The organism is Streptomyces sp. AHU1, assembly GCF_045343905.1.
Lineage (GTDB): Bacteria > Actinomycetota > Actinomycetes > Streptomycetales > Streptomycetaceae > Streptomyces > Streptomyces triticiradicis.
This window is the reverse complement of the sequence record NZ_CP174283.1, coordinates 1,758,771-1,782,500: the sequence shown is the minus strand read 5'-3', so window position 1 is coordinate 1,782,500 and position 23,730 is coordinate 1,758,771. Positions and strand designations below refer to the sequence as shown.

Genomic DNA, 23,730 nt, shown 5'->3' with positions numbered 1-23,730 from the left:
GAGACCCGATGCCGAGCCGATTGTGGTGAAGTGGATGATCCTATGCTGTCGAGAAAAGCCTCTAGCGAGTTTCATGGCGGCCCGTACCCTAAACCGACTCAGGTGGTCAGGTAGAGAATACCGAGGCGTTCGGGTGAACTATGGTTAAGGAACTCGGCAAAATGCCCCCGTAACTTCGGGAGAAGGGGGGCCACGTCCGGTGATGAGTCTTGCACTCTGAGCTGGGGGTGGCCGCAGAGACCAGCGAGAAGCGACTGTTTACTAAAAACACAGGTCCGTGCGAAGCCGTAAGGCGATGTATACGGACTGACGCCTGCCCGGTGCTGGAACGTTAAGGGGACCGGTTAGTCACTCTTCGGGGTGGCGAAGCTGAGAACTTAAGCGCCAGTAAACGGCGGTGGTAACTATAACCATCCTAAGGTAGCGAAATTCCTTGTCGGGTAAGTTCCGACCTGCACGAATGGCGTAACGACTTCTCGACTGTCTCAACCATAGGCCCGGTGAAATTGCACTACGAGTAAAGATGCTCGTTTCGCGCAGCAGGACGGAAAGACCCCGGGACCTTTACTACAGTTTGATATTGGTGTTCGGTTCGGCTTGTGTAGGATAGCTGGGAGACTGTGAAAGCCGCACGCCAGTGTGGTGGGAGTCGTCGTTGAAATACCAGTCTGGTCGTGCTGGATGTCTAACCTGGGTCCGTGATCCGGATCAGGGACAGTGTCTGATGGGTAGTTTAACTGGGGCGGTTGCCTCCTAAAGAGTAACGGAGGCGCCCAAAGGTTCCCTCAGCCTGGTTGGCAATCAGGTGTTGAGTGTAAGTGCACAAGGGAGCTTGACTGTGAGACCGACGGGTCGAGCAGGGACGAAAGTCGGGACTAGTGATCCGGCGGTGGCTTGTGGAAGCGCCGTCGCTCAACGGATAAAAGGTACCCCGGGGATAACAGGCTGATCTTCCCCAAGAGTCCATATCGACGGGATGGTTTGGCACCTCGATGTCGGCTCGTCGCATCCTGGGGCTGGAGTCGGTCCCAAGGGTTGGGCTGTTCGCCCATTAAAGCGGTACGCGAGCTGGGTTTAGAACGTCGTGAGACAGTTCGGTCCCTATCCGCTGTGCGCGTAGGAATATTGAGAAGGGCTGTCCCTAGTACGAGAGGACCGGGACGGACGAACCTCTGGTGTGCCAGTTGTCCTGCCAAGGGCATGGCTGGTTGGCTACGTTCGGGAGGGATAACCGCTGAAAGCATCTAAGCGGGAAGCCTGCTTCAAGATGAGTATTCCCACCCCCTCGAGGGGTTAAGGCTCCCAGTAGACGACTGGGTTGATAGGCCAGATCTGGAAGCCCGGTAACGGGTGGAGGTGACTGGTACTAATAGGCCGAGGGCTTGTCCTCAGTTGCTCGCGTCCACTGTGTTGGTTCTGAAACCACGAACAACCGTCGTAGCCGTATGGCCTCGGCTCCGGTTGACAGTTTCATAGAGTTTCGGTGGTCATAGCGTGAGGGAAACGCCCGGTTACATTCCGAACCCGGAAGCTAAGCCTCACAGCGCCGATGGTACTGCAGGGGGGACCCTGTGGGAGAGTAGGACGCCGCCGAACAAAATTTAGAGCTCCGGCTCTCGGGAATTCACCCGAGAGCCGGAGCTTTTTTGTTTTCCGGCAGAATCTTCCGATGACGTCCCCGCTCCTGCCTCCCCCTCTGCGCTGTGGCGCCCGGGCTGCGGGTAAGGTCAGGGGGCATCGTTGGCTCGTTTCCCACAGGAGGCCCCCGGGTGGAGGTCCAGGAGACCCGCGTTCAGACGGACCGGGTCCTCACCATCCCGAACATCCTCAGCATGGCGCGCCTCGCCGGCGTACCCCTCTTCCTGTGGTTGATCCTCAGGCCGGAGTTCGGTGGTCCCAACAGCGACGGTTGGGCGCTGCTCGTCCTCATGCTGAGCGGTGTCACCGACTACCTGGACGGCAAGCTCGCCCGGCGCTGGAACCAGATCAGCAGCCTCGGCCGGCTGCTGGATCCCGCGGCCGACCGGCTCTACATCCTGTCGACGCTCGTCGGACTCACCTGGCGCGAGATTCTTCCGATCTGGCTCACGGCCGCGCTTCTCGCACGCGAGCTGGTTCTGCTGGTGATGGTGTGGATCCTCCGGCGCCACGGCTATCCGCCCCCGCAGGTGAACTTCCTCGGGAAGGCGGCCACCTTCAACCTGATGTACGCCTTCCCGTTGTTGTTGCTCAGTGATGCGAGCGGTTGGATCGCGACACTCGGCGCCATTTTCGGATGGGCGTTCGCCGGATGGGGTACAACCCTCTATTGGTGGGCAGGAGTCCTCTACGTGGTGCAGGTCCGCCGGTTGATCAGGGCGGACGCCATGACCGATTGAGCCCGGTCCGATTGGGCTGTGTAGTGCCCCGATGGCCCCCGCTCGAAAACTGCGGGACAATCAGGACGGGTGAAGTCGGCTGTACCGTCGTCTCTTCAAGGAGGACGCTTCCGACATGAAGGCCGTCGTGATGGCCGGAGGCGAAGGCACACGCCTTCGCCCGATGACCTCGAGCATGCCCAAGCCGCTCCTGCCCGTGGCGAACCGCCCGATCATGGAGCACGTGCTCAGGCTGCTCAAAAGGCATGGGCTCAATGAAACCGTCGTCACTGTCCAGTTCCTGGCCTCATTGGTCAAGAACTATTTCGGTGACGGTGAGGAGCTCGGCATGGAGCTCACCTATGCCAATGAGGAGAAGCCACTTGGTACCGCCGGCAGCGTCAAGAACGCCGAGGAGGCGTTGAAGGACGATGCCTTCCTCGTCATCTCCGGTGACGCCCTTACCGACTTCGATCTCACCGAACTCATCAACTTCCACAAGGAAAAGGGCGCCCTCGTCACCGTCTGCCTGACGCGTGTTCCCAATCCGCTGGAATTCGGCATCACCATCGTGGACGAGGAAGGCAAGGTCGAACGCTTCCTGGAGAAGCCGACCTGGGGCCAGGTCTTCTCGGACACCGTGAACACGGGCATCTACGTCATGGAGCCCGAGGTCTTCGACTACGTCGAGGCCGATGTCTCCGTCGACTGGTCCGGCGACGTCTTCCCTCAGCTCATGAAGGAGGGCAAGCCCGTCTACGGCTATATCGCCGAGGGCTACTGGGAGGACGTCGGTACTCACGAGAGCTATGTGAAGGCCCAGGCCGACGTCCTGGAGGGCAAGGTCGACGTCGAACTCGACGGCTTCGAGATCTCCCCGGGCGTATGGGTGGCCGAGGGCGCGGAGGTGCACCCCGACGCCGTGCTGCGCGGGCCGCTCTACATCGGTGACTACGCCAAGGTCGAGGCGAACGCCGAGATCCGCGAACACACCGTCGTCGGTTCCAACGTCGTCGTCAAGAGCGGCGCCTTCCTGCACCGCGCCGTCGTGCACGACAACGTGTACCTCGGGCAGCACAGCAATCTGCGCGGCTGTGTGGTCGGAAAGAACACGGACATCATGCGGGCCGCCCGGATCGAGGACGGAGCCGTGATCGGCGACGAGTGCCTCGTCGGTGAAGAATCGATCATTCAGGGCAACGTCCGCGTCTATCCGTTCAAGACCATCGAGGCCGGTGCCTTCGTCAACACCTCGGTGATCTGGGAGTCGCGCGGCCAGGCACACCTCTTCGGTGCTCGTGGCGTCTCCGGGATCCTGAACGTCGAGATCACCCCGGAGCTGGCCGTGCGCCTGGCCGGTGCCTACGCGACGACCCTCAAGAAGGGTTCCACCGTCACCACGGCCCGCGACCACTCCCGAGGCGCTCGTGCGCTGAAGCGGGCGGTGATCTCGGCGTTGCAGGCCAGCGCCATCGACGTACGCGACCTGGAGAACGTGCCGCTGCCCGTGGCCCGGCAGCAGACGGCCCGGGGCAGTGCGGGCGGAATCATGATCCGGACGACACCCGGGGTGCCCGACTCCGTCGACATCATGTTCTTCGACGGTCAGGGTGCCGACCTGTCGCAGGGTGGCCAGCGGAAGCTGGACCGGGTATTCGCGCGACAGGAGTACCGGCGTGCCTTCCCCGGCGAGATCGGGGACCTGCACTTCCCGGCGAGCGTCTACGACTCGTACACGGGATCGCTGCTGCGCAATGTCGACACCACCGGGATCGCGGATTCTGGGCTGAAGGTGGTCGTCGACGCCTCCAACGGCAGCGCCGGACTGGTGCTGCCCAGCCTGCTGGGCAAGCTCGGTGTGGACTCCCTCACCATCAACCCCGGTCTCGACGAGTCCAGGCCGACCGAGACGGCGGAGACGCGCCGGGCCGGTCTGGTGCGGCTGGGCGAGATCGTCGCGTCGGCGCGGGCCGCGTTCGGGGTGCGCTTCGACCCGGTGGGCGAGCGGCTCTCGCTCGTCGACGAGAAGGGGCGGATCGTCGAGGACGACAGGGCCCTGCTCGTGATGCTCGACCTGGTGGCCGCGGAGCGGCGCAGCGGGAGGGTGGCGCTTCCGGTCACGACCACGCGGATCGCCGAGCAGGTGGCGGCGTACCACGGCACGCAGGTGGAGTGGACGACCACGTCGCCGGACGATCTGACCCGGGTCGGCCGCGAGGAGTCGACGATCTTCGGCGGTGACGCGCGCGGCGGCTTCATCATTCCCGAGTTCAGCGGGGTCTTCGACGGTGCGGCCGCGTTCGTACGGCTCATCGGTCTCGTGGCGCGGACACAGCTCACGCTCAGCCAGATCGACGCGCGGATTCCCCGGGCGCACGTCCTCAAGCGGGATCTCGCGACCCCGTGGGCCGTGAAGGGGCTGGTGATGCGCAGGGTCGTGGAGGAGGCGGGAGACCGCTTCGTGGACACGACGGACGGCGTCCGGGTCGTGGAGGCGGACGGACGCTGGGTGATGGTGCTGCCCGATCCGGCCGAGGCTGTCACGCATCTGTGGGCGGAGGGCCCTGACGACGCTTCCGCGGAGGCTCTGCTCGACGAGTGGTCGGCCGTCGTGGACAGCGCGGGCCGCTGAAACGATCTTCACTCGTACGTGTCGGACAAGTGCCCCCAAGGGGGCCTGTCCGGCACGTCGGTGGGGCCATTCGGAGGTAGTACCCGCGACGTGCGACGATGTGCGGCATGCCGCAGCAGCCCCCCGTTCGGAGCAGCGCTCCACGCCCCTCGCGCCCGGACGCCTCCATGTCGCTGCTCACCAACGTCATGGACCACAGCCTCGACGAGGGGTACGCCGAAGCGGCGGCCCGCAGGGAGGCGGAGGGTGCCGGCGGCATGCCGAAGACGCTGCGGGCCAAGATGGGCCTCGCCGCGGGGCTGGTGCTCGCCGCGCTCGTGGTCACGGTGGGGGCGGCGAACGCCCGGTTGGCGGCCCCCGTCGTGGCCAAGGAGCGCCAGGAGCTCATCGACCGCATCGAGCGGGAGACGGCGGCCGCGGACAAGCTGGAGAGCGGCGTCGACACCCTGCGCGCCGATGTGAGCGCCCGCCAGCGTGCGGCGCTGAAGAAGGACGGCGGGGACCAGGCCGACCTCGTGGGCATCCTGTCCGGCGCCACCGATGTGCACGGACCGGGCGTGAAGCTCGTCGTCGACGACGCCAAGGAGGCCAGTGCGGGCGGTGATGCCGGCAATCCGCGGGAGACCTCGGGTTTCTCCGACACCGGACGGGTGCGGGACCGTGACATGCAGCGCGTGGTCAACGGGCTGTGGGAGTCCGGAGCCGAGGCCATCTCCGTCAATGGGCAGCGGCTGACCGCCCTGTCGGCCATCAGGGCCGCGGGTGACGCGATACTGGTCGACAACAAGCCGCTGGTGCCGCCGTACACGGTGCTCGCGGTGGGGGACGGCCAGCGGCTCAGCACCAGGTTCCAGAACAGCGACGACGGACTGTATCTGCATGCCCTGCAGGAGAACTACGGCATCAGGACCAGCATCTCCGCCGAGGGGGACGTCCGGTTGTCCGCCGCACCGAGTGTGATCGTACGTACAGCAGAGCCGAGAACAGAGAAGGGCACACCGTGATCGCCGTACTGGGCCTCGTCGTGGGAGTCGTGGCTGGACTGTTGGTCCGGCCCGAGGTCCCGGCGGTCGTCGAGCCTTACCTTCCGATCGCCGTAGTGGCGGCGCTCGACGCCGTGTTCGGCGGTCTGCGCGCGATGCTCGACGGCATCTTCGACGACAAGGTCTTCGTGGTGTCGTTCCTGTCGAACGTGGTCGTCGCCGCACTGATCGTTTTCCTGGGTGACAAGTTGGGCGTGGGGGCCCAGCTGTCCACGGGTGTCGTGGTCGTCCTCGGCATCCGGATCTTCTCCAACGCCGCGGCCATCCGTCGGCACGTGTTCCGGGCGTGAGGCCGATGAGCAACGAGAACGAGGACGGGACCCCCGAGAACCCGCTGCGCAAGGAGCTGCCGGAAGAGGTCCCCGCGGCCGTGGAGGAGCCCGAGCCGCAGCCGGCCGAGGAGGGTGACGCGCCGTCGCTGTCCGGCCGCCAGAGGCTGGTCGCCGGGCTGTGGCCGCCGCGGGTGTCGCGTGCCCAACTCATCGTCGCCGTGCTGCTGTTCGGCCTCGGTTTCGGCCTGGCCGTCCAGGTGGCGTCCAACAGCGACGGCGACAGCGCGCTGCGTGGCGCGCGTCAGGAGGATCTCGTGCGCATCCTCGATGAACTCGACAGCCGAACTCAGCGTCTTGAAGACGAGAAGCAGGGCCTCGAGGACCAGCGCACCGAGCTGGAGAACAGCTCGGACCAGGCCGAGGAGGCCCGCAAGCAGACGGTCGAGAAGGAGAAGCAACTCGGCATCCTGGCGGGCACCGTGGCCGCTCAGGGGCCTGGCATCACCCTGACGATCGACGACGCGAAGGGAACGGTCAAAGCGGACATGCTGCTCGACGCCGTCCAGGAGCTGCGCGCCGCCGGTGCGGAGGCGATCCAGGTGAACGGCGTGCGTGTGGTCGCCGGTACCTATCTGGCCGATTCCGGAAGCGGAGTGAAGGTCGACGGGAACAAGATCACCCAGCCTTATCGTTTCAAGGTCATCGGCAAGCCGCAGGACCTGGAGCCGGCGCTGAACATTCCGGGAGGCGTGGTGCAGACACTGGAGAAGGAGCAGGCCACCGTCACGGTGGACCGGTCGACGAAGATCGTCGTCGATGCCTTGCGACCGGCGGAGCGGCCTGACTACGCTCGGTCGTCCTCCCGGTGAACGGCGGTCGGATGAGGGCTGTCGGGCGAGGGCAGGAGGTTGCGGGGGGTCGGCGCACCGAATGGGTGGTGCGTGGTGGAAACTGTCTGGTGGATACGGACGTTGTGAGGGTGTCCGGGTCGACCGGTGTGTTCAATCAGGGTTCGTCCTGCCCCACGGGCGGGTCTGTTTCGGTCAAGGGGAATCGCCCGTGAAGTTGTTTGCGAAGTTGTTCGGCAAGAGCACGCGAGAGGACAGTGGCGACAACGCGACTGCCCGTCACCGCGCACCGCGTCAGGGAGACGCGGAGGCCCAGGGAGGTGACCGTCCGCTGTTCCGGGACCAGGTCGCCGGTCCTGGTGGTCAGGGCGCGTCGTCTGTTGACCCTGGCCAGCCCGGCCGCATAGGTTTCGGAGAACCGTCAGCCTCGAGCGCGGGTGGAGGGTTCGCCTCCGATCCGTATGCGTCCCATGCCCCTGGTGGGCAGCCGCGGCAGGAGGATCCGTCCATGTCGGCCCAGGTGTGTACGAGGTGCGGGAACCGCAACGCGGAGAACAGCCGGTTCTGTTCCAACTGCGGTGCGCCGCTGCGGGGCGGACCGGAGCGTCCGTCGGAGACGACGTCCACGATCTCCATCTCCGGCATCGAGGCCTACGACGCCGAGGTGACGGGCCAGACGCCGTCGCCGATGCTCTCCCCGGAGGCACAGGCGGCCGTCGACGCGCTGCCGGTCGGTTCGGCGCTCCTGGTGGTGCGCCGTGGCCCCAACTCGGGCAGCCGCTTCCTGCTGGACGGTGAGCTGACCACGGCCGGGCGTCATCCGCAGAGCGACATCTTCCTCGACGACGTGACCGTGTCGCGTCGGCACGTGGAGTTCCGTCGCGTCGCGGACGGTTCGTTCACGGTCGCCGACGTCGGCAGCCTGAACGGCACGTACGTCAACCGGGAGCGGATCGACCAGGTCCCTCTGTCCAACGGTGACGAGGTGCAGATCGGCAAGTACCGGCTGGTGTTCTACGCGAGCCAGCGGGGCATCTGACCCTCCCCCAATTCCGTCCGGGGGGACACCGAGGGAATGTCCATGCTTCAAACACCGAGCGGCGGTGCCGGCAGCGGCACCGCCGCCGCGGACAGTGGGCTGATGAGCATCGGCGCGGTGCTGAGCCTGCTGCGTGACGAGTTCCCCGAAGTCACCATCTCCAAGATCAGGTTCCTGGAGTCCGAGGGGCTGGTCGAGCCGCAGCGGACTCCTTCGGGGTACCGCAAGTTCAGCGCGGACGACGTCGAGCGCCTCGGTCACGTCCTGAGGATGCAGCGCGACCACTACCTCCCGCTGAAGGTGATCCGTGAGCACCTGGACGCCCTGGCGCGCGGTGAGCAGGTGCGCCTGCCCTCCGTGGGCCGCCAGCGCGACGCGGGTGAGGGAGAACCCCTCGGGGAGCTCTACGGCGAGCCCGAGGGGCCCACGGTGGCCCGGGTGGGCCGTGAGGAGCTGCTGGCCGCCGCGGAGATCGGTGAGCAGCAGCTCCAGGAGTGGGAGTCGTACGGACTGATCGGCCCCTTGCCCGACGGGGTCTACGACGCGGAGGCGGTGACCGTCGCCGCGCTCGTCGTCGAGCTGGGGCGCTTCGGGATCGAGCCGCGTCACCTGCGGGCGATGAAGGCCGCGGCGGAGCGCGACGCGGGACTGGTGGACCAGGTGGTCGCCCCCTTGCGGCGCCACCGCAACCCGCAGACCCGGGCGCACGCGGAGGCCCGTACGAAGGAGCTCGCGGGTCTCACGGTGAAGCTGCACGCGGCGCTGGTGCAGACCGCGCTGGGTGTGCGGTTGCGCTGATCCGCGCCATCGGCGCGGGCGCGGATCGTCCACCCGTTCTGTGCCCGACTACCCAAACGTCCCGGGCACGGCCTAGGGTTGCTGTGTGAACGAGCTCGATGTCGTAGGTGTCCGGGTCGAAATGCCCTCCAACCAACCGATCGTGCTTCTGCGTGAAGTGGGAGGCGACCGTTACCTCCCCATCTGGATCGGACCGGGGGAGGCGACGGCGATCGCCTTCGCCCAGCAGGGCATGGCCCCCGCGCGGCCGCTGACCCACGACCTGTTCAAGGACGTGCTGGAAGCCGTCGGCCAGGAACTCACCGAAGTACGCATCACCGACCTGCGTGAAGGCGTCTTCTACGCCGAGCTCGTCTTCGCCAGCGGGGTCGAGGTGAGTGCCAGGCCGTCCGACGCCATAGCGCTCGCGCTGCGCACCGGTACGCCGATCTACGGCAGCGACGGGGTGCTCGACGACGCGGGTATCGCCATCCCGGACGAGCAGGAGGACGAGGTGGAGAAGTTCCGCGAGTTCCTCGACCAGATCTCGCCCGAGGACTTCGGCACCAACAGCCAGTGAGACGGCCTGGTGGAGGATCCCTCCGGGGCATTTGCCCGCGGCGAGTGTGGTGTGCCGCGGCCCGCGCCGAGAGCATTCGGCTAGCCTTTCCCCGCGGTAGGGCACGGGAAACCACTCTTAGGGTGATTATCACTCGGCGTGCCGAGTGTGGCGATCGTTGACGAGCCCCTGGTGACTGCCTACCGTCGAGAAGGCAGGTCAAGGACGGAGGTCGGCGTGAGAAGCAGCGGCGACGGTACGGCTGGGGGTGCTCCCGGACGCGGTCCGGGGGAGAGCGGCCCGTACCCTCCCCCAAGCTCTCGGCTCGGCTCGAGCAGGGGGCGCCCCCAGCATGGCAGCGCGGCCGATCATGTTCCACTGAGGCCGGCGGCAGTGCCCGACGAGGAAGGGACCGCTCCCGAGGAGGTCGGCTACCGGGGGCCCACGGCGTGCGCCGCCGCGGGCATCACCTACCGGCAGCTGGACTACTGGGCCCGGACCGGTCTGGTCGAGCCCAGCGTGCGTCCCGCCTACGGGTCGGGGACACAGCGCCTGTACAGCTTCCGGGACGTGGTGGTCCTGAAGATCGTCAAGCGGTTCCTCGACACCGGGGTGTCGCTGCAGAACATCCGCACCACGGTCCAGCACCTGAGGGAGCGCGGCTTCCAGGACCTGGAGCGCATGACGCTCATGAGCGACGGCGCGACGGTCTACGAGTGCACGTCCCCGGACGAGGTCCACGCGCTGCTGCAGGGCGGTCAGGGCGTCTTCGGCATCGCCGTGGGCGTGGTGTGGCGGGACGTCGAGGGCGCCCTGTCCCAGCTGCACGGAGAGCGCGTGGACACCGGGGAGACGCTCCTCGCGCACCATCCCGCCGACGAACTGGCGCGCAGGCGCAACCGCGCGGTGTGACGCGCCGCGTCCGACGGCATGGCGCCCCGGGCCTGCCGGGGGCGTTGTCAGTGGCGTAGGGCAGCATCGGACACGTGAGAACCGCGCCCACGATCCTGCATCTCGACATGGACGCCTTCTACGCCTCGGCGGAGCAGGCGTCCAAGCCGAGTCTGCGCGGGAAGGCCGTCGTCGTGGGCGGGCTCGGGCCCCGTGGGGTCGTCGCCACCGCCTCGTACGAGGCACGCGTCTTCGGGGTGCACTCGGCCATGCCCATGGCCCAGGCCCGCAGGCGCGCACCGAACGCCGCCTATCTCGTGCCGCGCTTCGGACTGTACCGAGAGATCAGCGAGCAGGTGATGGGGCTGCTGCGGGCCCTGTCGCCGTTGGTGGAGCCGCTGAGCCTGGACGAGGCGTTCGTGGACCTGGCGGCGGGCGGGGCGGCGTGGGACGAGACGTCGGCGCGGCTGACCGGTGCCAAGCTGCGCGCGGACATCCGGGCCGTCACGGGACTCACGGGGTCGGTGGGGCTGGCCGCCTCCAAGATGCTGGCGAAGATCGCCTCGGAGCAGGCCAAGCCCGACGGCCTCGTCCTGATCGAGCCGGGCACCGAGCGGGCGCTGCTGGGACCGATGACGGTGCGGACGCTGCCGGGCGTGGGGCCGGCCACCGGCGACCATCTGCGGCGGGCGGGCATCACCACCGTCGAGGAACTCGCCGAGGCGGGCGAGGACGAGCTCGTACGGCTGCTGGGGAAGGCCCACGGGCACGCGCTGTTCGCGATGGCGCTGGCCCACGACGAGCGGCCCGTGGTGGCCGAGCGGGAGGCCAAGTCGGTGTCCGTCGAGGACACGTACGACGTGGACATCCACGACCGGGTCCGGGTGGGGCTGGAGGTGCAGCGGCTCGCGGAACGGTGTGTGGAGCGGCTGCGCCGGGCCGGGCTGTCGGGCCGGACCATCGTGCTCAAGGTGCGCCGGTACGACTTCTCGACGCTGACCCGGTCCGAGACGCTGCGGGGGCCCACGGACGACCCCGGCGTCGTCCGGGAGGCGGCCGCCCGGCTGCTGGAGGGCGTGGACACGACCGGCGGTGTCCGTCTGCTGGGGGTCGGCGTCTCGGGGCTCGCCGACTACACGCAGGAGGACCTGTTCGCGCAGGCACAGGCCGCGGCCGTGGGGGAGCCGGCGGCAGAGGAGCCTGCCGCGGAGGAGCCGGCCGAACCGGCGGCCGTGGCCGAGGAGGCGGTGCCCGCGGAGCGGCGGTGGCCCTCCGGGCACGACGTGCGTCATGCCGAGTACGGGCACGGCTGGGTGCAGGGGAGCGGGCTGGGGCGGGTCACGGTGCGGTTCGAGACGCCCTGGTCCGGGCCCGGCCGGGTACGCACCTTCCGGACGGACGACCCGCGGCTGGAACCGGCCGACCCGCTGCCCCTGGTGGAGCGAGGACCCGATGACGCCGAGGGGCTGCCGCCCGGTTCGGGGCCGTCGGCACCGGAAGCCGGGACGGCAGGCCCCGGGCCGTCGGTGTCCGGGGCCGGGACGCGGGATCCCGGGGCGTCCGTGTCCGGAGCCGGGCCGACGGCCCCCTGACCGCTGGAGCCGGAGGCCGGGCGACCGGCCTCGGGCGTCGGTGCCGGAGGCCGGAACGCGCGGACCCCGGCTGTCGGGCCGACGGGCCGGACATCGGTCTTCGGACCGTCCGTCCCGGGGACGGGGACGTGGGGCCGGGGCCCGAGAGGCAGGAGCGGGACGGTTCGGTTCGGGGGTCAGGCGTCTTCCGAGCCTGCCAGGCGGCCGAAGTCCCGGTCGGGCGGCGGAGGGGACGCCACGTCGAGGCCGTAGTGGTGGTAGAGCTGGAGTTCCTGTTCGGGGGAGAGGTGGCGCCCGACGCCGAAGTCGGGGGCGTCCTTGATCAGGGCCCGGTCGAAGGGGATGCGCAGGGCTCCCTCGACGATCTCGCTGGGCTCCAGGGGCACGAAGGCGTCCCTGCTGAACAACCCGGTGCGTATGGCCGCCCACTCCGGGACACCGGTCGCGTCGTCGAGGTAGACCTCGTCGATCGTGCCGATCTTGGTGCCGTTGCTGTCGAACGCCTTGCGGCCGATCAGGTTGCGCGGATCGATGTCGGTCTGCACGGTCCCTCCAGTGGTCGCAAACTCATCCGTAAGTACTACAAAAGGGCACTTTTGTGAAGGCGGCCACTCGAAGGCTTCCGTCTTGTCCTCGCTGGTAGGCTGGCAAGCGGCTGCTGATCCCGTGCGGGAGAGTCCTCCGGATTTGGTCGGAGGCGCCGAAGGAGCAAATCCTCCCCGGAATCTCTCAGGCCCACGTACCGCACGGACGAGGTCACTCTGGAAAGCAGGGCGGGTGTCGATGGCCTCCGCTCTCACCGACGGTGAAAGCCGGGTCGTCCGCAGGACCATCCGGTGAAACTCTCAGGTTGAGATGACAGAGGGGGAGGCCGTCGGGGTGCCCGTGCCGGGGTGCCCCTCGAAGGTCGCGTCAGACCAGGAGGCCTCCGCCATGACCGCCCATCGCATTCCGCTCTCCGAGCTCGAACAGGGAATTCCCTTCGAGCAGCGTCACATCGGTCCCGACCTCGAGGCGCGGGCCAAGATGCTCGCCCAGGTCGGATACGGCTCGCTCGACGAGCTGACGGCCGCCGCGGTGCCGGACGTCATCAAGAACGTCGAGGCCCTGAAGCTGCCGGCCGCCCGCACCGAGGCCGAGGTCCTGGCCGAGCTCCGCTCCCTCGCGGACCGCAACCAGGTGCTCGGTTCGATGATCGGCCTCGGTTACTACGGCACGTTCACGCCCCCGGTGATCCTGCGCAACGTCATGGAGAACCCGGCCTGGTACACCGCGTACACGCCGTACCAGCCGGAGATCTCGCAGGGCCGCCTCGAGGCGCTGCTGAACTTCCAGACCGTCGTCGCCGAGCTGACCGGGCTGCCCACCTCCGGCGCCTCCCTCCTCGACGAGGGCACCGCCGCCGCCGAGGCCATGGCGCTGTCCCGCCGCATGGGCAAGAACAAGAAGGGCCTCTTCCTGGTCGACGCGGACGCGCTGCCGCAGACCGTCGCCGTCATAGAGACACGCGCAGAGCCGACCGGCGTCGAGATCGTCGTCGCCGACCTCTCCGACGGCATCCCGGCCGACCTCGCCGGGCGCGAGATCAACGGCGTGCTGATCCAGTACCCGGGCGCCTCCGGGGCCGTACGCGACATCAAGCCGCTCGTCGAGCAGGCGCACGAGCTGGGCGCCGTCGTCACCGTCGCGGCCGATCTGCTCGCCCTGACCCTGCTGACCTCGCCCGGTGAGCTCGGCGCGGACATCGCGGTCGGTACGACCCAGCGCTTCGGCGTGCCGATGGGCTTCGGCGGCCCGCACGCCGGTTACATGGCGGTCCGCGAGAAGTTCGCGCGCAGCCTCCCCGGCCGTCTCGTCGGTGTCTCCGTGGACGCCGACGGGAACAAGGCGTACCGCCTCGCCCTGCAGACGCGCGAGCAGCACATCCGCCGCGAGAAGGCGACCAGCAACATCTGCACCGCCCAGGTGCTCCTCGCCGTCATGGCCGGCATGTACGCGGTCTACCACGGCCCCGAGGGCCTGCGGACCATCGCACGGCGTACCCACCGCTACGCCACGGTCCTGGCCGCCGGACTCGCCGCGGGCGGTGCCGAGCTCGTGCACGGCGCCTACTTCGACACGCTCACCGTGCGGGTCCCGGGCCGTGCCGCCGGCATCGTCGCCGCTGCCTGCGAGAACGGCGTCAACCTCCACCTCGTCGACGCCGACCAGGTGTCGATCTCGTGCGACGAGACCACCACGCGCGAGCAGCTGGCCGTGGTGTGGGCCGCGTTCGGTGTCGAGGGCGACATCGAGGCGCTGGACGCGAGCACCGAGGACACCCTGCCGGCCGCGCTGCTGCGCACCGACGCGTACCTCACGCACCCCGTGTTCCACGAGCACCGCTCCGAGACCGCGATGCTGCGCTACCTGCGCAAGCTCTCCGACCGCGACTACGCGCTCGACCGCGGCATGATCCCGCTGGGCTCCTGCACCATGAAGCTCAACGCGACCACCGAGATGGAGCCGGTCACCTGGCCCGAGTTCGGCCAGCTGCACCCCTTCGCGCCCGCCGACCAGGCGCGGGGCTATCTGACGCTCATCCACGAGCTGGAGGACCAGCTCGCCGAGGTCACGGGCTACGACAAGGTGTCGCTCCAGCCCAACGCCGGTTCGCAGGGCGAGCTGGCCGGTCTGCTGGCCGTCCGCGGCTACCACCGTGCCAACGGCGACGACCAGCGCACCGTCTGCCTCATCCCGTCCTCCGCGCACGGCACCAACGCCGCCAGCGCCGTGATGGCCGGCATGAAGGTCGTCGTCGTGAAGACCGCGGACGACGGAGAGATCGACGTCGAGGACCTGCGCGCCAAGATCGAGCAGTACCGCGACGAGCTGTCGGTGCTGATGATCACGTACCCGTCCACGCACGGTGTCTTCGAGGAGCACGTCGCCGACATCTGCGCCCAGGTGCACGAGGCCGGCGGCCAGGTCTACGTCGACGGCGCCAACCTCAACGCCCTGGTGGGCCTCGCCAAGCCGGGCCACTTCGGCGGCGACGTCTCGCACCTGAACCTGCACAAGACCTTCTGCATCCCGCACGGCGGCGGCGGCCCCGGCGTCGGCCCGGTCGGTGTGCGCGCGCACCTGGCGCCGTACCTGCCGAACCACCCGCTCCAGCCCGAGGCCGGTCCTGAGACCGGTGTCGGCCCCATCTCGGCCGCTCCCTGGGGTTCCGCGGGCATCCTGCCCATCTCCTGGTCGTACGTCCGGCTGATGGGCGGCGAGGGCCTCAAGCGCGCCACGCAGGTGGCCGTGCTCTCCGCCAACTACATCGCCAAGCGTCTGGAGCCGCACTACCCGGTGCTGTACACCGGCCCCGCCGGCCTGGTCGCGCACGAGTGCATCATCGACCTGCGCCCGCTCACCAAGGCGACCGGCGTGAGCGTCGACGACATCGCCAAGCGCCTGATCGACTACGGCTTCCACGCGCCGACGATGTCGTTCCCGGTGGCCGGCACGCTGATGATCGAGCCCACCGAGTCCGAGGACCTGGGCGAGCTCGACCGTTTCTGCGACGCGATGATCGCGATCCGCGCGGAGATCGAGAAGGTCGGCGCCGGCGAGTGGAGCGCGGACGACAACCCGCTGCGGGGCGCGCCGCACACGGCCGCCGCGCTCGGCGGCGACTGGGAGCACCCGTACAGCCGCGAGGAGGCCGTCTTCCCGGCCGGTGTCTCGGCCGCCGACAAGTACTGGCCGCCGGTGCGCCGCATCGACCAGGCGTACGGCGACCGGAACCTCGTCTGCTCCTGCCCGCCGCTGGACGCCTACGAGGACTGATCGGCGCTCGGCACGTGGACGCCTACGGGGAGTGACCGTCCTCGTACATGCGTCGGGGCCGGTTCGGAGAGCACGTCTCCGGGCCGGCCCCTCATGTGTCCGGGCGGCCCGTCACGGCCGTCCGGGTCGTGCGGCTCAGGCGGCCGTCATCACCTGCGCGCCGTCCAGCGGGCGGCGCGGGGCGATGATCCGGCCGTCGGGCAGGAGCTCACCGGTGTCCTCGAAGAGCAGAACGCCGTTGCACAGCAGGCTCCACCCCTGCTCCGGATGGTGCGCCACGAGGCGGGCGGACTCCCGGTCGGCTGATTCGGCTGAGGGACACAGTGGCTGGTGCTGGCACATGGATGGGATCTTTCGCTGGGTCGAGATCTGAGTGATGGCTGTGGTGTCTGTCTTGCGGCTCGAGGTACTCATCGCCGCCCCCCGTCGATGTGTGGTCCGGAATCCAGTGTTGCCCCACGGGCGCCGATCCGCAGGGATTTGAGGGCACCGCTTCTCACAGGTTGAGGACGCGTCACCCGTGCGGAGGGTTCACCCCAACTGCGCCGTCCTTTCGGGTGGTTCGAGGGGGCCGGAACGGGCTAGTCCGATCGGGCGCGGAGCACGTTTTCCCTCGTACGAGCGGCTGGAAGCCCTAACGAGCGAGTGCCGCCCGGGGTTGTCGGCAGCGCCGTGCCCCGCAGCCGGGTTTATTTCCGCGGGGCACGGTCCGCGGGACACGGTCTGCGGGGCACGGACGGAAGGTACGGACGGAAGGTACGGACGGAAGGTACGGACGGAAGGTACGGACGGAAGGTATGGGGCTCAGGCGGCGGGCGAGCTGAGGAGCGGCGCCGGGGTGACTCTGTGGGTGAGCACCGGCAGCAGTTCGGTGACGAGGTACGGCCGGTGCGCGGCGATGCCGGGCGGGGCGGGGGCGAGCGGCACCAGGAGGTCGGTGGCGGCCGGATGGCCGGCGGCACCGTCCGCGGCGCAGTCGCCGTGCAGCCAGAGGGTCAGCATGTACAGCTCGGGAACGGACAGCAGGCGTGCCTGGTAGGGCTGTTGCATGGTCTCGGCCTGCCGCAGGGCGTGCTCCGTGGCGGTGACGTAGGGGCCCTCGAAGAAGTGCGAGAAGGCCCAGCCGTCCGCGGTCAGCATGGTGTCGGCGGCGGCCACCGCGCGGTCGCCGCTGCGGATCAGGAAACGCCATCCGGCGAGCCGGGTGGCGGAGGCGCCCGCGGGCGTGATGCGATCCAGGACGTGGACGGGCAGCGGGAGTTCGGGGGTGACGGGTCCCTGGGCCAGGCGCAGGGACGGGGTACGGGCTTCGCGGACAGCGGTGGGGGAACCGAGTGCCGTGAGGACGGTGCGCAGGGCGGGCGCGGGAGCCGGGGGTACGTGCAGCGGCATGGTGGGTCGCCTCTCATTCGACAGGCACAGTGGCGCGAGGGCGGGGGCGGGGGCGGACGGCGCTGTCAGCTCTCGGGTCAGAGGTGGGGCGAGGGGTCTGGATCTGCCGACAGGATGTCGCCTGCCGCCGTCACCGAGACGACAGGACCTGGGACCGCGAGCGCCAACTCTCTGCCTCGGTAGCGGAGTTTATACGACACGTGTTCAGGCGGTGTTTCGTCTAGTCTTCCTGAATACGCGGAACAAGTCGATATCCGGTCGATGAAACGAGAGATTCATCCCGGTTCTGCGCGATCGAATCGCGGTGACCTCGGAACGCTTCGCGCGAGCGGTCGGCCGATTCTCGTCGGTGTTTTTCACGAGATCGTTCCGGCCGGTAAACTTGCTGAATGCCCCATGCCTCGTGAATGTGCCCGGGGCCGATGTCCAGACTAGCGGTCGAAGGGCGTGCGCGGGACGTTATGGATCGTCTTGCCTGGGCATCATCCCCCGTAACCCGGGACGCCAGGGCCGCAACGCCGGCCTGCCCATCCGAGGAGGGACGCTTCGATGGGGGAGAAGGTCGTGGCAGGGACGTTCGGGCTGTCCGATCGGCAGCGCCACCGCGACAAGCTGCGACAGTGCCTGACGGGGCTGGAGCGACTGCTGGAGGAGAAGCGGTTCGACCGTCCGAAGAACCTGATGGGCCTGGAGATCGAATTGAATCTCGCGGGTCCCGACGGTTTGCCCAGAATGATGAACGGGCAAGTGCTCGAAAGGATTGCGAGCCAGGACTTCCAGACGGAGCTCGCCATGTTCAACCTGGAAGTCAACATAGCCCCGCACCGATTGGGCGGCCGCGTATTCGACAGGCTCGCCGAGGAGATCCGCACCTCGCTCGCCTATGCCCACAGGAAAGCCAGCGAGGTCGACGCCGGAATCATCATGATCGGTATTCTGCCGACGCTCGGCCAGGACGATCTGGTGTCCTCGAACCTGTCGGACGCCGATCGGTACACCCTGCTCAACGATCAGATCCTGGCCGCGCGCGGGGAGGATTTCCAACTCGACATCGACGGTGTGGAGCGTCTGGTCTGCAGATCGACCTCCATCGTGCCCGAAGCGGCCTGCACCTCCGTGCAGTTGCACCTCCAGGTCACACCGGACATGTTCGCGGGAGTGTGGAACGCGGCGCAGGCCGTCGTGGCCCCGCAGATCGCGATCGGGGCCAATTCGCCCTTCCTGTTCGGGCACGAGCTGTGGCGGGAGTCGAGGCCCCCGCTCTTCCTGCAGTCCACCGACACCCGGCCGCCGGAGCTGCAGGCCCAGGGAGTCCGGCCGCGCACCTGGTTCGGTGAGCGGTGGATCACCTCGGCGTACGACCTTTTCGAGGAGAACCTGCGGTTCTTCCCGCCCCTGCTGCCCATCTGCGACGAGGAGGACCCGCTCGCCGTCCTCGACGCCGGGGGCGTGCCCCGACTCGCCGAACTGGTGCTGCACAACGGCACGGTGTACCGCTGGAACCGGCCCGTGTACGGCATCGCCGACGGCGTCCCGCATCTGCGCGTCGAGAACCGGGTGCTGCCCGCGGGCCCGACCGTCACCGACGTCATCGCCAACGCGGCCTTCTACTACGGCCTGGTCCGCGCGCTCGCCGAGGAGCAGCGTCCGGTGTGGACCCGGATGTCCTTCGAGGCGGCCGCCGCCAACTTCGACGCGGCCTGCCGGTACGGCATCGACGCGCGGCTGGAGTGGCCGCGTCGCGGCCGCTACGGCGGGACCACGCAAGTGGACGCCGTGAACCTGGTGCGCGACGAGCTGCTGCCGCTGGCGGCCGCGGGCCTGGACGCCTGGGGTGTCGAGCCCGCCGACCGGGACCTCTACCTGGGCGTGATCGAGGACCGGTGCAGACTGCGCGTCAACGGCGCGACCTGGCAGGCGGCCACCTTCCACCGGGCCCTGGAGAAGGGACTCGGCCGCGATGCCGCGCTGGCCGCGACGACGCGGCGCTACGGCGAGCTGATGCACCTCGGCGATCCCGTGCACACCTGGCCGGTGGGCCTGCCGGAACCGGTCCCGCTCGGGTGACGGGCCCGTGCGTCCCGGCGGCCGCGGTCAGTCCGGGCTGCCCGCGCCCGCCGCCGTGATCGCCTTGAGCATCGCCGCGTGGATCTGCGAGGGCTCGTTGACCCGCTGACCGGAGCCGCCGGTCGCCCTGGCGATCTGGTCGACCTCCCGTCGGTCGCTGTCGGGGCCCACCGCGATGGCGATCAGCGGCACCGGACGTTCCGGGTCGGCCAGTTTCTGCAGCTCGGAGACGAGATCGGACCGGGAGATGCTGCCGCGGTCCCGGTTGACCCCGTCCGTGAGGACGACCAGCGCGTTGAACCGGCCCTTCGTGTAGGAGGCGACGGCCGCCTTGTACGCGGCGAGCGTGGTGTCGTACAGCCCGGTCTCCCCGTGCGGGACCGGCTCCAGGGACTTGAAGGCGGCGGACAGCTTCGCGCGCTGGCTGCCGGCTCCCTTCGCGTCGCCGAGCCGCTCGGTCGGTACGAGGACGCGGTAGTCCTTGTCGCCGTCGAGTTTCGTGGAGAACTTCCACAGCCCGATCTCGTCCTCGGCGGTGAACGTGGCGAGGGCCTGGAGCAGGGACTCCTTGGTGACGTCCATACGGGACCGGCCGTCACCCGGCAGCGTCACGCCCATGGAGGAGGAGGCGTCGACGACCGTGGTGATCCGGGCGCTCTCCACCGTGATCGTCCACATGCCGAGGGCCTCCTGGACCGCGCCTTTCGACGAGGAGTCGGCCAGGACGCGCGTGTACGGCTGCGGGGACCTGCCGCCGGCCTCGGCGACGAGCGTGGCCGAGGGACTCTCCGCGTCCGTGCGGAAACCGAACACCCGCAGGAACTGCCGGGGTGCCGCTTCCCCGAGCAGGGTCATGAACCGCAGGGCCGCACGGCCCTCGTCGGTGCTCAGCCGCGGCTCGTCGATCAGTGTGTAGGGATAGTCGAGCAGCGGCGAGCCGTCCTCGGGGTAGAAGAGGTCGAGGTGCTGACCGCCGTCCTGCGCGGTGTTGTGCGTGAACGCCGCCTGCTCGGAGAGGATCAGCGCCTGATTGCGGCCGGGGCCGTCCCGCCCGGCCTCCGAGGGGGCACCGGCCAGGGTGTCCAGGAGGTGGGTTTCGCTGTCGGACGTGCGCCGCGAGAGCGTCTTGGCCGTGGCCGCCGCCCGTACGTCACCGCCCTCGACGCCGGAGGCGGCCGCGCTGATCCTGGCCAGCGCGAGCAGTCCCGTCGAGCTGCGGGCGGGATCGACGGCGCCCAGCCCGAGCCTCTTGCCCCGCGTCGTCCCTCCGGCCAGCTCGGTCCAGGTGTACGTCTTCCCGGGCCAGCCCAGCGCTCTGGCCGCCGAGGGGACGACGGCGACGCCGACCGGGGAGTAGGCGACGTTGCCCAGACGGGTGACCTGAGTGGCGTCGCCGGCCTCGGCGACCCGCTCCACCCACGCGTCGGAGTCCGGTATCCACACCTGCATGCCGGACTTCTTGCCCGACCGGAGCGCGGCGGCGACCTCGTACGACTCGCGCGCGGTCACGCTGACGTCGAGACAGCGGCCGTCGGAGGTGACGTTCTTCTCGCGGGCGTCCGTGGCGACGGCCCTGAGCGCGGGCGCGAGGTCCGGCGAGGCGGTCACCTCGATGTGCACGACGTCGTCCTGACAGGAGGCCTCGAAGGAGAACAGGCTCCCGCGGACCGCGGCGGCCGTGCCTCCGACGACGGTGAGGACGAGGGCCGTCGCGAGGGCCGCGTTGCGGCGACGTGCGCGGATCCGGGGGTCGGCGGAGCCCGCCCGGCGAGCGTCGGGCAAGCTGTGACGTCCCATGACGGTGAGGTCCCTCCCAGATGAGTCTGATCCGTGAGACGGCCGTAGAACAGGCGATGGGGGACGTACGGCCCGTGCGGCGCCCGCCCCCCGACGGCCTGTCGCGCACGATCTTCGTATTTTCTTTCGAGACCCTAGCGGGGCGACGACGGGGATGCGGTGGGAATACCCAACTGGAGGCGGGAGTGCAGGTGGAGGCGGGACCGGTGGCCGATTCTTTTCCGGCCGAGAGGCTGACCCGACGGATTCTCCGGGACGAGACGCTGCTCGTCCTGGCGCTGTCGCTCGGCGCGAGCGGAGTGTCCGCACTGATCAGTTTTGTCGGATCGGTCACGAAGCCGGGAGGCCTCAAGGACCAGGCGGCCACCCTCAACGCCTCGGCGGCGCCGGGCCGGCCCTGGCTCGACCTGGCCTGGCAGCTCTTCGGCATCGCGTCCGCCCTGGTGCCGGTCGCGCTCGTCGCGCACCTGCTGATCCGTGAGGGCCAGGGGCTGCGCGTGATCGGCTTCGACCGCACCCGTCCCTGGCCGGACCTCGGACGCGGCGCGATGGTCGCGGCGGTGATCGGCAGTGCGGGCATCGCCTTCTACCTGGCGGCGCGCGCGTTCGGCGCCAACCTCACGGTGGTGCCCGAGGCGTTGCCGGACGTGTGGTGGAAGTTCCCGGTGCTGATCCTCTCGGCCGTGCAGAACGCCGTGCTGGAGGAGGTCATCGTCGTCGGGTACCTGCTGCGCCGGCTCGGCCAGTTGGGCTGGACACCGGGGACGGCCCTGATGGCGAGCGCGGTGCTGCGCGGTTCGTACCACCTCTACCAGGGCATCGGCGGGTTCGTCGGCAACATGGTGATGGGCGTGGTCTTCGTGTACCTGTACCGGCGTTGGGGCCGGGTCGGGCCGCTCGTGGTCGCGCACTCGCTGCTCGACATCGGCGCCTTCGTGGGGTACGCGCTGCTCGCGGGCAAGGTGGGATGGCTTCCGACGGCGTGAGGGGCGCTCGCGGCGACTGAGGGGCGGAGCCGATCCCGAAAGGGGCGTACGAGAGTCTACGTATGCCCCTTTCGCGTGCCGTCACACGAGCAGGTCGCCCTCGATGACCGTGACCGCGTGGCCCGAGAGCAGGGTGCGGTCGCCGCGCACTTCGGTGCGGACCAGACCGGAGCGCGGGGAGGCCTGCAGGCCGGTGAGGGCGGGGCGACCGAGGCGCTCCGCCCAGAACGGGGCCAGGGCGGTGTGGGCGCTGCCGGTGACCGGGTCCTCGTCGATGCCCACGTTCGGGAAGAAGCAGCGGGAGACGAAGTCGTAGCCCCGGGAGGGGTCTTCGGCGCGGGCGGTCGCGATGATGCCGCGCTCGGAGTGGCTGGCGAGCGCCTTGTGGTCCGGGGTGAGGGCGCGGACCGTCTTCTCGTCGGCGATCTCGACCAGCAGGTCTCCGGTGTTCGGGCCGGTGTCGAAGGTGCTGAGCGGCTCGGCGCCGAGCGCCCCGGCGACCCCGTCGGGGATCTCGACCGGGGTGAGGGGCGCGGTAGGGAAGTCGAGGGTGATCGAGCCGTCGGCTTCCGGGGTGGCGACGAGGACACCGCTGAGCGTGGCGAAGCGCACCGGGCCCTGATGGGCGCCGGTGGTGGCGAGGACGTGCGCGGTCGCGAGGGTCGCGTGCCCGCACAGGGCGACCTCGGTGGCGGGGGTGAACCAGCGCAGCGCCCAGTCGGCCCCGCCCCCTTCGGGGAGGCGGTGGGCGAACGCCGTCTCCGCGTGGTTGACCTCCAGGGCCACGCTCTGGAGCCAGGCGTCGTCGGGGAAGGAGTCGAGGAGGAGGACCCCTGCCGGATTGCCGGCGAAGGGGCGGTCGGTGAAGGCGTCGACGACACGAATGCGCATGTCCCGAAACTAGCGGTCCCGGCGGGCCACCGACCAAGGCCAATCCGGGGGATCTGGCCCCTTGCCGACGAGGGTGGGAGGCATGGGTGCCGCATCCGTGCTCCGCACCGTGGGTGGGAAGGGCGGTGGACGACCTCGTGGCGCGCCAGGGACGGGACGACCTCCTGCGTTTCGCTGCCGTGCAGGAGGTCGCCATCGGGGTGGGACGGCGCTACGCGGTCGTTACCGGGTGTGGCGGCCGCATGTCACTCGCCGGGCACACGGGTGCCGGGCACGAGGAGACGGGGGCGCCCATGGGGCGACGGCGCCCGGGGGTCTCGGTATCTCGCGGGGCGGCTACGCACTCGACCTGAGGACCCCGCGTCTCGAAGCCGGCAGGAAGGCCGACCTGCGCTTCGCCGTCGTACAGGACGAGAGCGGCCGCCACGTCCGCCCCAACGGCGAACCCGGCGACGGCGGGACCCGGTCCGGCCCGCCATCTCCTTCACGGCGACGGCGCCCAGCGCCGGCGCGTACCACCTGTTCCCGGACTTCCAGCACGACGGCGAGCTGCGCACGGCAGCCTTCCCGGTGCGCACGGTCGCCGCAGCAAACAAGCCAATTCCCCGACGGGCCGACGAAGTGTTCCAGGACCGGCGGTCGGTCACCCCCATGAGTCGCTAGGATCATGGCATGGTCACGACTCGGTCGCCCTGGCGCGCCATCAGGATCCGCTCCACTGCGGGTCCGTGGGCGTACGTGCCGACCTTGGTCGTGCTCCTGTTCAGC

Annotated in this window: 18 protein-coding genes, 2 rRNA genes and 1 riboswitch (1 of these 21 cut by a window edge); of the genes, 15 read left to right on the top strand and 5 right to left on the bottom strand. The window is 69.2% G+C overall.

Annotated features, from left to right (window positions below):
- From ACICHK_RS08195 to ACICHK_RS08140, 12 genes are all read left to right on the top strand, one after another.
- Positions 1-1,390, top strand: a 23S ribosomal RNA gene (locus ACICHK_RS08195); it begins 1,733 nt to the left of the window's first position.
- Between the two features lie 89 nt (positions 1,391-1,479).
- Positions 1,480-1,596, top strand: a 5S ribosomal RNA gene (rrf, locus tag ACICHK_RS08190).
- Between the two features lie 173 nt (positions 1,597-1,769).
- Entirely contained in the window at positions 1,770-2,378 is a 609-nt protein-coding gene (locus ACICHK_RS08185; protein ID WP_406836397.1) for a CDP-alcohol phosphatidyltransferase family protein, read from the top strand.
- A 115-nt stretch (positions 2,379-2,493) separates the two neighbouring features.
- On the top strand, positions 2,494-4,989 hold the full coding sequence (locus ACICHK_RS08180) for a sugar phosphate nucleotidyltransferase (protein WP_406836396.1): 2,496 nt from the start codon (positions 2,494-2,496) through the stop codon (positions 4,987-4,989).
- 98 nt (positions 4,990-5,087) lie between these two features.
- Positions 5,088-5,993 (top strand): DUF881 domain-containing protein, encoded by a 906-nt coding sequence (locus ACICHK_RS08175; RefSeq protein ID WP_406836395.1) that lies wholly within the window; start codon positions 5,088-5,090, stop codon positions 5,991-5,993.
- A complete protein-coding gene (locus ACICHK_RS08170; RefSeq protein ID WP_003988855.1) occupies positions 5,990-6,322 on the top strand; it encodes a small basic family protein in 333 nt (110 codons plus the stop codon). The genes ACICHK_RS08175 and ACICHK_RS08170 overlap by 4 nt, the downstream gene beginning before the upstream one ends.
- Before the next feature lie 5 nt (positions 6,323-6,327).
- Positions 6,328-7,173 (top strand): DUF881 domain-containing protein, encoded by an 846-nt coding sequence (locus ACICHK_RS08165; RefSeq protein WP_406836394.1) that lies wholly within the window; start codon positions 6,328-6,330, stop codon positions 7,171-7,173.
- A gap of 61 nt (positions 7,174-7,234) precedes the next feature.
- Positions 7,235-8,191 carry an FHA domain-containing protein gene (locus ACICHK_RS08160; RefSeq protein ID WP_406836393.1) on the top strand — a complete coding sequence of 319 codons (957 nt, stop codon included), beginning with the start codon at positions 7,235-7,237 and terminating at the stop codon, positions 8,189-8,191.
- A gap of 42 nt (positions 8,192-8,233) precedes the next feature.
- Positions 8,234-8,989, top strand: coding sequence for a MerR family transcriptional regulator (locus ACICHK_RS08155; protein ID WP_151470634.1), 756 nt, complete (start codon positions 8,234-8,236; stop codon positions 8,987-8,989).
- 85 nt (positions 8,990-9,074) lie between these two features.
- Positions 9,075-9,548, top strand: a complete 474-nt coding sequence (locus ACICHK_RS08150) for a bifunctional nuclease family protein (RefSeq protein WP_006123076.1) — start codon at positions 9,075-9,077, stop codon at positions 9,546-9,548.
- 216 nt (positions 9,549-9,764) lie between these two features.
- A complete protein-coding gene (locus ACICHK_RS08145) occupies positions 9,765-10,439 on the top strand; it encodes a MerR family transcriptional regulator (RefSeq protein WP_103553077.1) in 675 nt (224 codons plus the stop codon).
- Between the two features lie 74 nt (positions 10,440-10,513).
- The gene (locus ACICHK_RS08140; protein ID WP_406836392.1) at positions 10,514-12,010 is read left to right on the top strand and encodes a DNA polymerase IV; all 1,497 of its coding nucleotides are present in this window, start codon (positions 10,514-10,516) and stop codon (positions 12,008-12,010) included.
- A 176-nt stretch (positions 12,011-12,186) separates the two neighbouring features.
- On the opposite strand, the gene ACICHK_RS08135 is transcribed toward ACICHK_RS08140, so the two are convergent.
- Complete coding sequence (locus tag ACICHK_RS08135) at positions 12,187-12,555, bottom strand: PRC-barrel domain-containing protein (protein WP_192582477.1); 369 nt, start codon at positions 12,553-12,555, stop codon at positions 12,187-12,189.
- A gap of 114 nt (positions 12,556-12,669) precedes the next feature.
- Positions 12,670-12,765: riboswitch (glycine riboswitch) on the top strand.
- A gap of 178 nt (positions 12,766-12,943) precedes the next feature.
- Between ACICHK_RS08135 and gcvP the strand changes: the two genes are divergently transcribed.
- Positions 12,944-15,829 carry an aminomethyl-transferring glycine dehydrogenase gene (gcvP, locus tag ACICHK_RS08130; protein ID WP_406836391.1) on the top strand — a complete coding sequence of 962 codons (2,886 nt, stop codon included), beginning with the start codon at positions 12,944-12,946 and terminating at the stop codon, positions 15,827-15,829.
- Positions 15,830-15,964: 135 nt separating this feature from the next.
- On the opposite strand, the gene ACICHK_RS08125 is transcribed toward gcvP, so the two are convergent.
- Both ACICHK_RS08125 and ACICHK_RS08120 read right to left on the bottom strand, forming a co-directional pair.
- Complete coding sequence (locus ACICHK_RS08125) at positions 15,965-16,171, bottom strand: DUF5999 family protein (protein ID WP_103553081.1); 207 nt, start codon at positions 16,169-16,171, stop codon at positions 15,965-15,967.
- Positions 16,172-16,633: 462 nt separating this feature from the next.
- Positions 16,634-17,221 (bottom strand): hypothetical protein, encoded by a 588-nt coding sequence (locus ACICHK_RS08120; protein ID WP_151470630.1) that lies wholly within the window; start codon positions 17,219-17,221, stop codon positions 16,634-16,636.
- 549 nt (positions 17,222-17,770) lie between these two features.
- On the opposite strand from ACICHK_RS08120, the gene ACICHK_RS08115 reads away from it, so the two are divergent.
- Complete coding sequence (locus tag ACICHK_RS08115) at positions 17,771-19,288, top strand: glutamate--cysteine ligase (RefSeq protein ID WP_151470629.1); 1,518 nt, start codon at positions 17,771-17,773, stop codon at positions 19,286-19,288.
- Between the two features lie 27 nt (positions 19,289-19,315).
- Here ACICHK_RS08115 and ACICHK_RS08110 read toward each other — a convergent pair whose 3' ends face one another.
- On the bottom strand, positions 19,316-21,085 hold the full coding sequence (locus ACICHK_RS08110) for a substrate-binding domain-containing protein (RefSeq protein ID WP_406836390.1): 1,770 nt from the start codon (positions 21,083-21,085) through the stop codon (positions 19,316-19,318).
- A 185-nt stretch (positions 21,086-21,270) separates the two neighbouring features.
- Between ACICHK_RS08110 and ACICHK_RS08105 the strand changes: the two genes are divergently transcribed.
- A complete protein-coding gene (locus ACICHK_RS08105; RefSeq protein ID WP_151470627.1) occupies positions 21,271-22,071 on the top strand; it encodes a CPBP family intramembrane glutamic endopeptidase in 801 nt (266 codons plus the stop codon).
- 81 nt (positions 22,072-22,152) lie between these two features.
- Here ACICHK_RS08105 and ACICHK_RS08100 read toward each other — a convergent pair whose 3' ends face one another.
- On the bottom strand, positions 22,153-22,962 hold the full coding sequence (locus ACICHK_RS08100; protein ID WP_406836389.1) for a PhzF family phenazine biosynthesis protein: 810 nt from the start codon (positions 22,960-22,962) through the stop codon (positions 22,153-22,155).
- Positions 22,963-23,730: the final 768 nt, after the last annotated feature.

What these genes read in the sequence shown, in the direction of transcription:
- ACICHK_RS08180 (WP_406836396.1), top strand. Translation starts at nt 2,494, where the DNA reads ATGAAGGCCGTCGTGATGGCCGGAGGCGAAGGCACACGCCTTCGCCCG.
- ACICHK_RS08175 (WP_406836395.1), top strand. Translation starts at nt 5,088, where the DNA reads ATGTGCGGCATGCCGCAGCAGCCCCCCGTTCGGAGCAGCGCTCCACGC.
- ACICHK_RS08165 (WP_406836394.1), top strand. Translation starts at nt 6,328, where the DNA reads ATGAGCAACGAGAACGAGGACGGGACCCCCGAGAACCCGCTGCGCAAG.
- ACICHK_RS08160 (WP_406836393.1), top strand. Translation starts at nt 7,235, where the DNA reads ATGGGTGGTGCGTGGTGGAAACTGTCTGGTGGATACGGACGTTGTGAG.
- ACICHK_RS08155 (WP_151470634.1), top strand. Translation starts at nt 8,234, where the DNA reads ATGCTTCAAACACCGAGCGGCGGTGCCGGCAGCGGCACCGCCGCCGCG.
- gcvP (WP_406836391.1), top strand. Translation starts at nt 12,944, where the DNA reads ATGACCGCCCATCGCATTCCGCTCTCCGAGCTCGAACAGGGAATTCCC.
- ACICHK_RS08125 (WP_103553081.1), bottom strand. Translation starts at nt 16,171, where the DNA reads ATGTGCCAGCACCAGCCACTGTGTCCCTCAGCCGAATCAGCCGACCGG.
- ACICHK_RS08120 (WP_151470630.1), bottom strand. Translation starts at nt 17,221, where the DNA reads ATGCCGCTGCACGTACCCCCGGCTCCCGCGCCCGCCCTGCGCACCGTC.
- ACICHK_RS08115 (WP_151470629.1), top strand. Translation starts at nt 17,771, where the DNA reads ATGGGGGAGAAGGTCGTGGCAGGGACGTTCGGGCTGTCCGATCGGCAG.
- ACICHK_RS08110 (WP_406836390.1), bottom strand. Translation starts at nt 21,085, where the DNA reads ATGGGACGTCACAGCTTGCCCGACGCTCGCCGGGCGGGCTCCGCCGAC.
- ACICHK_RS08100 (WP_406836389.1), bottom strand. Translation starts at nt 22,962, where the DNA reads ATGCGCATTCGTGTCGTCGACGCCTTCACCGACCGCCCCTTCGCCGGC.